Genomic DNA, 7,632 nt, shown 5'->3' with positions numbered 1-7,632 from the left:
ATCGACAATACCACGATGAACCAGAATTCCTATGGTGGTACCGGCGTGGGTTTGTCGCAGGACCTTCCCAACCGGAACAATGACTATACCAACCGGATCGCCGACATCAACCCGAACGACATCGAGTCCATCACGGTGTTGAAGGGACCGGAGGCCACCGCGTTGTACGGCAGCCAGGCTTCCAACGGCGCCGTCGTGATCGTCACCCGGAAACCCAAGGCGGGCGCCAAGCCGAGCTTCGTCTATGACGACAATTTCCGCGCCCAGACAATCACACGCTTTGTGGACGTAGACAATGGCTATAGCAACGGTTATAGCAACGGGAACCCCAGCACCCCGAATTCGACACAGGTGTTGAGATATTTCGGGCCAAAATGGGCCGGCGGCACGAAGCTGTATGACAACCTGCACAATTTCTTCAAGACGGCCTTTTCCCAAACCCACAATATTGCAGGCGAGTTCGGGGTTAAGAACAGCGGCTTCCGGATCACCGGTTCCTACCTTAACGCCGACGGTGTCGTCCCTCATAATAACTACCTCAAGACCAATGTCCGTATCGTCAATACGACCAAGATCGGCAAGTATGTGGACGTGAACCCGTCGATCGAATACATTCACACGAACAATCTCAAACCGCTGAAAGGCGCTTCCGGCTATCTCGAGGATCTCTACCTGTGGCCGGCTAATAACGACATCCGGAACTTCCAAGACAAGAACGGCAATAAGAACGTCCTGTTCCAATCCAATGTGAATGCCGACTACGACAACCCGCTTTGGAGCGCCAAGAACAACAAGAGCCGGGATTTGACCGATCGGGTCATCGCCACCCTGGGGGTCAACATCCACCCCTTCTCCTGGCTGGACATTGCCGGTAGATTTGGCTACGACACTTATAAACAGGATGGCTACCAGTTCGTCCATCCGGAATCCTATTTCCTGACCTCGGCTACCGGCGGTACCCTGGATAATTACTATCACCAGTATAGCGGTTACAACCATACCATTACGGCGAGTGCCCATAAAAAGGTCGGCGACTTTTCTTTGCGTCTCCTGGTCGGAACCCAATGGCAGGACCTCGAGACAAAGGCATGGGACGTCAACGGAACCCACCTGATCGATTCATCCCGTACGGATAGCAATAACACCCTCCCCAGCAGCCGGATCCGGCTGTTGCGGAACCAGTCAGGACACGCCAACCTATCGATTACCCGCGAACTTGCCTACTTCGGCGAATTCACTCTCGGCTGGAAGGACCTGATCTACCTGACCTACTCCCACCGGATCGAAAGCGCCTCTCCCCTGCCCGCAGCGAGCAGGAACTATAACTATCCCGGCGCCAGCCTGAGCGCGATCATGTCCGACATCTTTCCGTCCATCAAGAACAACAATGTCCTCAACTACTGGAAACTCCGCGGGTCATATGCAAGCACGGCCCGGCTGAACGATCCCTATTCTAACCAGTCCTTCTTTGTGAATAATCTCGCGACCCAGTACATCCCCTCTTACGCTTATGGGTACACTAACTCCAACCCGTATCTCACACCAGAAAGACAGCGTACTTTCGAAATCGGTACGGAATTACGCCTGTTCAACAACAGGATCAACCTCGAAGGCGCCTATTACAACACCTATTGTTATAACCAGATCGCGCAGCAATACCGGGCCAGCTATGCAACGGGTTTCATCCTCAACACCCAGAATGCAGGTTCCACCCGGAATGAAGGCGTGGAATTGACGTTGGGTGTCAGCGCGATAAAAAAAGCGGATTTCGCCTGGGACATCACCTTCAACTTCAACCACATGTGGAGTGATGTGCTGACGCTTCCCAACTCCATCGGTGTCCTTAACGATTATTACAACTCCGACACCTATTTCTCGGGTAACGTTCGCGCCGGCCTGATCCGCGGCCATTCCACCGGCACCGTCACAGGCTTCAACTATCTGACGAATAGCGCCGGCCAGGCGTTGATCGACCCAGGCAGCGGTGTCGCCATTCGCCAGCAGCTGAACTACTCCATCGGCGACCGTACGCCAACCTTTACGCTGGGGACCAACAACAGCTTCCGGTATAAGAACTGGAACCTGAATTTCCTCTGGGATCTGAAGGTCGGCGGCGATATCTATAACGGTACCGATTATTTCCTCACCGGGATCGGCAAGAGCACAAGGACGCACAACCGCAATACGCCCGTCGTCGTGAAAGGCGTGCTCCAGGACGGGAACGAGAATTCAGCGCATCCCACCACCAATAACATCTCGATCGTCCCGTACTATAACAGCTTCTATTACACCAATCTGCCGGATGTGGAATACATGCAGCGCAACGTCAATTGGATGAGACTGCGTGACCTTACGCTCAGCTACCGGCTGCCCGAAAACATTTACAAACATATCCATGGGGTTACGGGCTTGCTCGTTTTCGTGACGGCCAACAATCTCGTGCTGATCACCAACTATGCAGGCGCCGATCCGGACGTGCAGGGCAACAACCCCGGTACAAGAGGTATAGGTTCCTATGGCATGGACTTTGGTAGCCCGGCTACGCCGCGGAGTATCAGTGGAGGCATTCGTGTTAACCTTTAAATTCCCTGCGATCATGACTACCAACAAATCTTCTTATATGCGAAATAAATTCTCCCGGTCTCTCCTTCTGCTAGGAGCCACGGCTTTGACGCTGTTCAGCTCCTGCAAGAAAACCATCGACGACGCTTATCTGAATCCCAACGCCCAGGTCATCCAGCCGGTGGAAACGCTGCTGGCCCCCGTTATCGACGGTTTCTCCTATTTCTACACCGCCAACGGCAGCGGTTATGGCCTTCAGCTCGACGGTACCCTGCTCGGCCGCTACATCCAGTACTGGGGCACCACGACCAACGGGGAACTCTACGGTCAGATGGGTCCCGTGATCGGCGCGTCAGACAACACCGGCTCCATCTGGGCCACCGTTTACTACGGCCAGGGCCAGAATGTCAACAAGATCATCGAATGGGGCTCCCAGCAGAAGAAATGGGACTATGTGGGCGTTGCCTGGGCGATCCGCGCCTGGGGTTGGCTCACCCTCACCAATCAGTACAGTGATGCACCGCTGGTCCAGGCGTTCAACACCAGCCTCTCCCAGTTCAAATACGACGCCCAGCCGATGTTCTATGACAGCTGCCGGACTATTTGCTACCGGGCGCTCGACTTCCTGAGCAGGACGGGTGACAGCGTCAGCCCCGCCAATTTGCTCAAGGGCGACTATTACTTCTATGGCGGCGACGTCAACAAATGGAAGAAATTCGTCTATGGTCTCCTGGCCCGCAGCTTCAACGATCTGTCCAATAAGACCGAATATGCATCCAACCACTACGTCGACTCCGCGATAAAATATGCGGCGCTGGCCATGTCCGCCAATGTCGATAACGCCATGTGCAAGTTCCAGGGTGGCACCACCTCCCCCGTCAATAGCTACTACGGGCCTTACCGCGCCAACCTCGGCACTTATCGTCAGGGACAGTATATCGCCGATCTGATGTCGGGTAACAACCCCCAGATGTTCAACGGCGTCCCCGATCCCCGCACTCCCTATATGTTGCGGGAAAATGCAAACGGCACTTACAAAGGATTTATTCCCTGGCTCGGCACCAGCGGGCTTTCCACCGGTGACTATCCGCAGAACTTCTGGGGTGATGTAGCCGGCAATTCACTTGTAGCGCCCAAGGTCAACAACAGCCGGTATATCTTCGATGATACCGCTGAATACCCGATGATGACGGCTTCTGAAATGCAGCTCATCCTTGCCGAGTCCTATCTGCGGAAGGGTGACCAGGCCAGCGCACTGACGGCCTACAAGAACGCCATCCAGCTGAATATGGATATGCTGACCACCACCTATCCGAAGAACATCCCGACCGCCAAGGTGATGACCCCTACCAGCGAGGCCGCCTATCTGGCGAATCCAAAAGTGGTACCCGCCGTGGGTAGTCTGACCCTCTCCCATATCATGCTGCAGAAGTATATCGCGTTGTATGGCTGGGGCGTCAATGAGACGTGGACGGACATGCGGAGATTTCACTACATCGATGCGGATCCCATTACGGGCAACCAGGTCTATGCCAATTTCGTCCTTCCTTCCGGAAGCAACATGTATGCGACCAACGGCGGACAACCCGTGTATCGCTGTAAACCCCGCTACAATTCGGAATACCTGTACGACGTGCCTGAACTTACCCGCATCGGCGCGCTTAACCCGAATTACAATACGTACGAAATGTGGTTCTCACAAAAAAACTAATGGTCAAAATCTAGCAATAATGAAAAAGATCAATATACCTTTCGCACTTGCTGTGCTGGCGATGGTCACCGGCTTCTTCTCTTGCAAAAGAGATATAGCCTTGAAGGATCCCGCGGTTCCCGCTTCGGCGAATTCGGCGCACGTTTCGTTTATCGACGTCGCGGTCAACCTTAACACCGTTTTGGGAGCCAAGGCGGACACCTTCAACATTCTGATCAACGGCATCAAAGTCACCGGTTATACCGCCGGCACCTCCCCGGTGATGACCATGGGGAGCATCTATCCCCTGGCCGGCACGAGCTATGGCTACGCGGAAGTGCCCACGGGTGACCAGACCATCAAGTTTGCCCGGGGCGTCAATACGCTCGATTCGGTGTTGTTCTATTCGTTTAACGAAACCTTTCAGGCGAATACGTACTATACGCTCCTGGTCACCGATTCCATCAAATCAAGCAATGACCAGTTGCGGATGGTGCTGAAGGACAATTTCACGCTGACGGACAGCACGGCTTACAACATGCGCTTCATCAATACCGTTCTCAACGACACGGCGAGCGTCGATGTCTATTCGGCACGGCAGGCCAAGACCATTTTCGCAGGGGTAAAACCCGGCGCCGTCGTCGACTTTGGACAATTCAGATCCAGCTTTGTCAGCGACACGCTGTATTGCCGCAGGGCCGGCACTACCACGAACCTGGATGTCCTGAATACCCAACAATTGAATGGCTACAGAACCTATACGCTGATCTATGAAGGGGACGCCAAGAACGCCACCGCCAAGGATCCGAAACGCCACCATCTTGTAGCATATCTGAATCGTTAATGGTTATGGTTCTATTTTGCGCAGAGACAGCCCGCCCCGAGAGGGGCGGGTTTTTTTATTGTACGTTCCCAAAGAATAAATAGCAGAGGAAGATCGAACTGACGACGCTCACCAGCTCCGCCAGCAACATTGCGGGCAAGGCATACCGGGTATTGCGGATCGACACCGAGCCGAAATATACCGCAACGACGTAAAAGGCCGTCTCCGATGACCCCTGCATGGTCGTTGACAACCTGGCTGCAAAACTATTGATCCCGTGCGCGACCGAGGTATCCACCAACATTCCCCTCGCGCCTGCCGCCGTCAGCGGTTTGATCAGTGCAGTCGGCATCCCATCCACCCATCGGGTATCGGAGCCAAAGACCGAAGCAAGATGCCGGATACCGGTCATCACCGTGTCAAAGGTGCCGCTCACGCGCAGTAGGCTGATCGCCGCCAGCATCCCCACCAGGTAGGGAATGATCCGCACGGCGGTCTCGAAACCGCCCTTCGCTCCCTGTACGAAGGCGCCAAAGATGTCCACCTTCCGGTACCAGGCTACGCCGATGATGAGGAAAAAGATGAGCAGGATGAGGCCTCCGCCCAGCGCCCGGGAAAAGCTCTGTACATGGTCCGCGGAAAGGCTTCGCAGATAGAGCACCAACCCGGTCATGATCAGCGATATTCCACCTACCCATAGCAGGATCGCCGGTTGAAAGATATTGATCCGTTGCCAGGCCGCCACGATACACATCGAAGCCACTGTGGTGATGAACGTCGCGATCACGATCGGCACAAAGACATCCGTCGGATCGGGTGCGTGCATCGAAGCCCGTAAGGCGATCATGCTCACCGGGATCACCTGCAGGCCCGAAGCATGCAGACAAAGGAACATGATCTGGCTGTTTGAGGCCGAGTCTTTGTTGGGGTTGATCTCCTGCAGGCTTTCCATTGCCTTGAGGGCAAATGGGGTTGCTGCATTATCCAGACCCAGGAGGTTGGCCGAGAAGTTCATGACCATATGACCCATCGCGGGATGTCCCCTGGGTACATCCGGGAACAGTTTCGAAAAGAAGGGCCCCGTCACCCGGGCCAGAAAACGCATCCCGCCCGCCGCTTCCGCGATGCTGACCAGGCCCATGAACAGGGCCATAATGCCGATGAGTCCCAACGACAGGCTAACGGCGTTCTTACAGGTCTCGATCAACCCGTCCGCCTGCTGCTTTGTTCCATCCGCTGCGATGACATCCCCCGACTTCCCCGTCACCATCTGCCCAAAGATCTCCTTGTCCGCTGGTACAAAGGCATAGCGGATACCCGCCACAAGGATGGCCACCAGGATAAAAGCCCCCCAAATCCGACTTAACGCCATAGTAATCTTCTATTTACATCTTAACGCCCTGAAATTACCATTAATTGCCTAATATTGCGCCCACAATTGGAGAAATCATGGCTTTACAAGCAGGCATAGTAGGACTACCGAACGTTGGAAAATCGACCCTGTTCAATGCGGTGAGCAATAGCGCAAAGGCACAGGCGAGCAATTACCGTTTCTGCACCATCGAACCCAATACGGGGCTTGTGGACGTACCGGACGAAAGGATCGACAATCTGGCTGCCCTCGTGAAACCCGAACGCACCGTTCCCACCCAATTGAGCATCGTCGATATCGCGGGACTCGTAAAAGGCGCCAGCAAAAACGAGGGCCTCGGCAATAAATTCCTCGCCAATATCCGGGAAGTGGACGCCATCGTCCACGTTATCCGCTGCTTCGAAGACGAGAACATCCTCCGGGACGAAGGGGCCATCAACCCAGTCGGCGACAAGGAGATCATCGACACCGAGCTGCAGCTCAAGGACCTCGAAAGTGTTGAAAAGAAATTCTCGCGCACCGAGAAGCTGCTCAAATCCCCCGATCCTAAAATAAAGATCGAATACGAGATCCTGAAAAGATGCAAGGACCATCTCGAAAAAGGCAGGTCCATTCGCGAACTGGACCTGTCAAAGGAAGAACGCACGGCCATCGCCGATCTCTTCCTGCTGACGGAGAAACCCGTTCTTTATGTAGCCAACGTCGATGAGGCCTCCATGCACACCGGCAACAAATACTCCGAGGCGCTGAAGGCTGCCGTTGCCGGCGAAAATGCGCAGGTCATCGTCATGAACAATTCCATCGAGGCACAGATCTCCGAGATGGAAGACCCTGCAGACCGCCAACTGTTCATGGAAGAATACAAGATGACCGAACCCGCGCTTAGCAAGCTTATCCGCAGTGCCTATCGACTGCTGAACCTGGCCACCTACTTCACCGCCGGTGTACAGGAAGTTCGCGCCTGGACGATCCATGAAGGCTGGAAGGCGCCGCAGGCTGCCAGTGTCATCCACACCGATTTCGAAAAAGGATTTATCAAGGCCGAGGTCATCGCTTACGCGGATTATATCAAATTCGGCTCTGAAGCTGCCGCCCGGGATAATGGAAAGCTAAGGATCGAAGGGAAGGATTATGTCGTCAAAGATGGCGATGTGATGCACTTCCGATTTAACGTATAATACTAAG

Annotated in this window: 5 protein-coding genes; 4 read left to right on the top strand and 1 reads right to left on the bottom strand. The window is 54.4% G+C overall.

Translation table 11 applies throughout. The features are described 5' to 3' along the window. The 3 genes from VGM48_RS06555 to VGM48_RS06545 form a co-directional block, all read left to right on the top strand. Window positions 1–2,583: SusC/RagA family TonB-linked outer membrane protein (locus tag VGM48_RS06555; RefSeq protein WP_331577267.1), on the top strand; the 2,583-nt coding region annotated here is incomplete at its 5' end. A gap of 37 nt (window positions 2,584–2,620) precedes the next feature. Then, a complete protein-coding gene (locus VGM48_RS06550; protein ID WP_331577265.1) occupies window positions 2,621–4,273 on the top strand; it encodes a SusD/RagB family nutrient-binding outer membrane lipoprotein in 1,653 nt (550 codons plus the stop codon). Between the two features lie 19 nt (window positions 4,274–4,292). Beyond that, complete coding sequence (locus VGM48_RS06545) at window positions 4,293–5,096, top strand: hypothetical protein (RefSeq protein WP_331577263.1); 804 nt, start codon at window positions 4,293–4,295, stop codon at window positions 5,094–5,096. A 55-nt stretch (window positions 5,097–5,151) separates the two neighbouring features. On the opposite strand, the gene VGM48_RS06540 is transcribed toward VGM48_RS06545, so the two are convergent. Next, the gene (locus tag VGM48_RS06540; RefSeq protein ID WP_331577261.1) at window positions 5,152–6,447 is read right to left on the bottom strand and encodes a nucleoside recognition domain-containing protein; all 1,296 of its coding nucleotides are present in this window, start codon (window positions 6,445–6,447) and stop codon (window positions 5,152–5,154) included. Between the two features lie 77 nt (window positions 6,448–6,524). Between VGM48_RS06540 and ychF the strand changes: the two genes are divergently transcribed. Then, a complete protein-coding gene (ychF, locus tag VGM48_RS06535; RefSeq protein ID WP_331577259.1) occupies window positions 6,525–7,625 on the top strand; it encodes a redox-regulated ATPase YchF in 1,101 nt (366 codons plus the stop codon). The last annotated feature ends 7 nt before the right edge of the window (window positions 7,626–7,632 follow it).

The sequence above is a fragment of the Puia sp. genome (assembly GCF_036500295.1).
GTDB lineage: Bacteria > Bacteroidota > Bacteroidia > Chitinophagales > Chitinophagaceae > Puia.
Note: the sequence above shows the minus strand (reverse complement) of the source record. Positions and strands in the feature narration are given on the sequence as shown.

Bases quoted from the DNA above. Each gene is read 5' to 3' on its own strand.
- VGM48_RS06540 (WP_331577261.1), bottom strand. From the start codon at position 6,447: ATGGCGTTAAGTCGGATTTGGGGGGCTTTTATCCTGGTGGCCATCCTT.
- VGM48_RS06550 (WP_331577265.1), top strand. From the start codon at position 2,621: ATGCGAAATAAATTCTCCCGGTCTCTCCTTCTGCTAGGAGCCACGGCT.
- ychF (WP_331577259.1), top strand. From the start codon at position 6,525: ATGGCTTTACAAGCAGGCATAGTAGGACTACCGAACGTTGGAAAATCG.
- VGM48_RS06545 (WP_331577263.1), top strand. From the start codon at position 4,293: ATGAAAAAGATCAATATACCTTTCGCACTTGCTGTGCTGGCGATGGTC.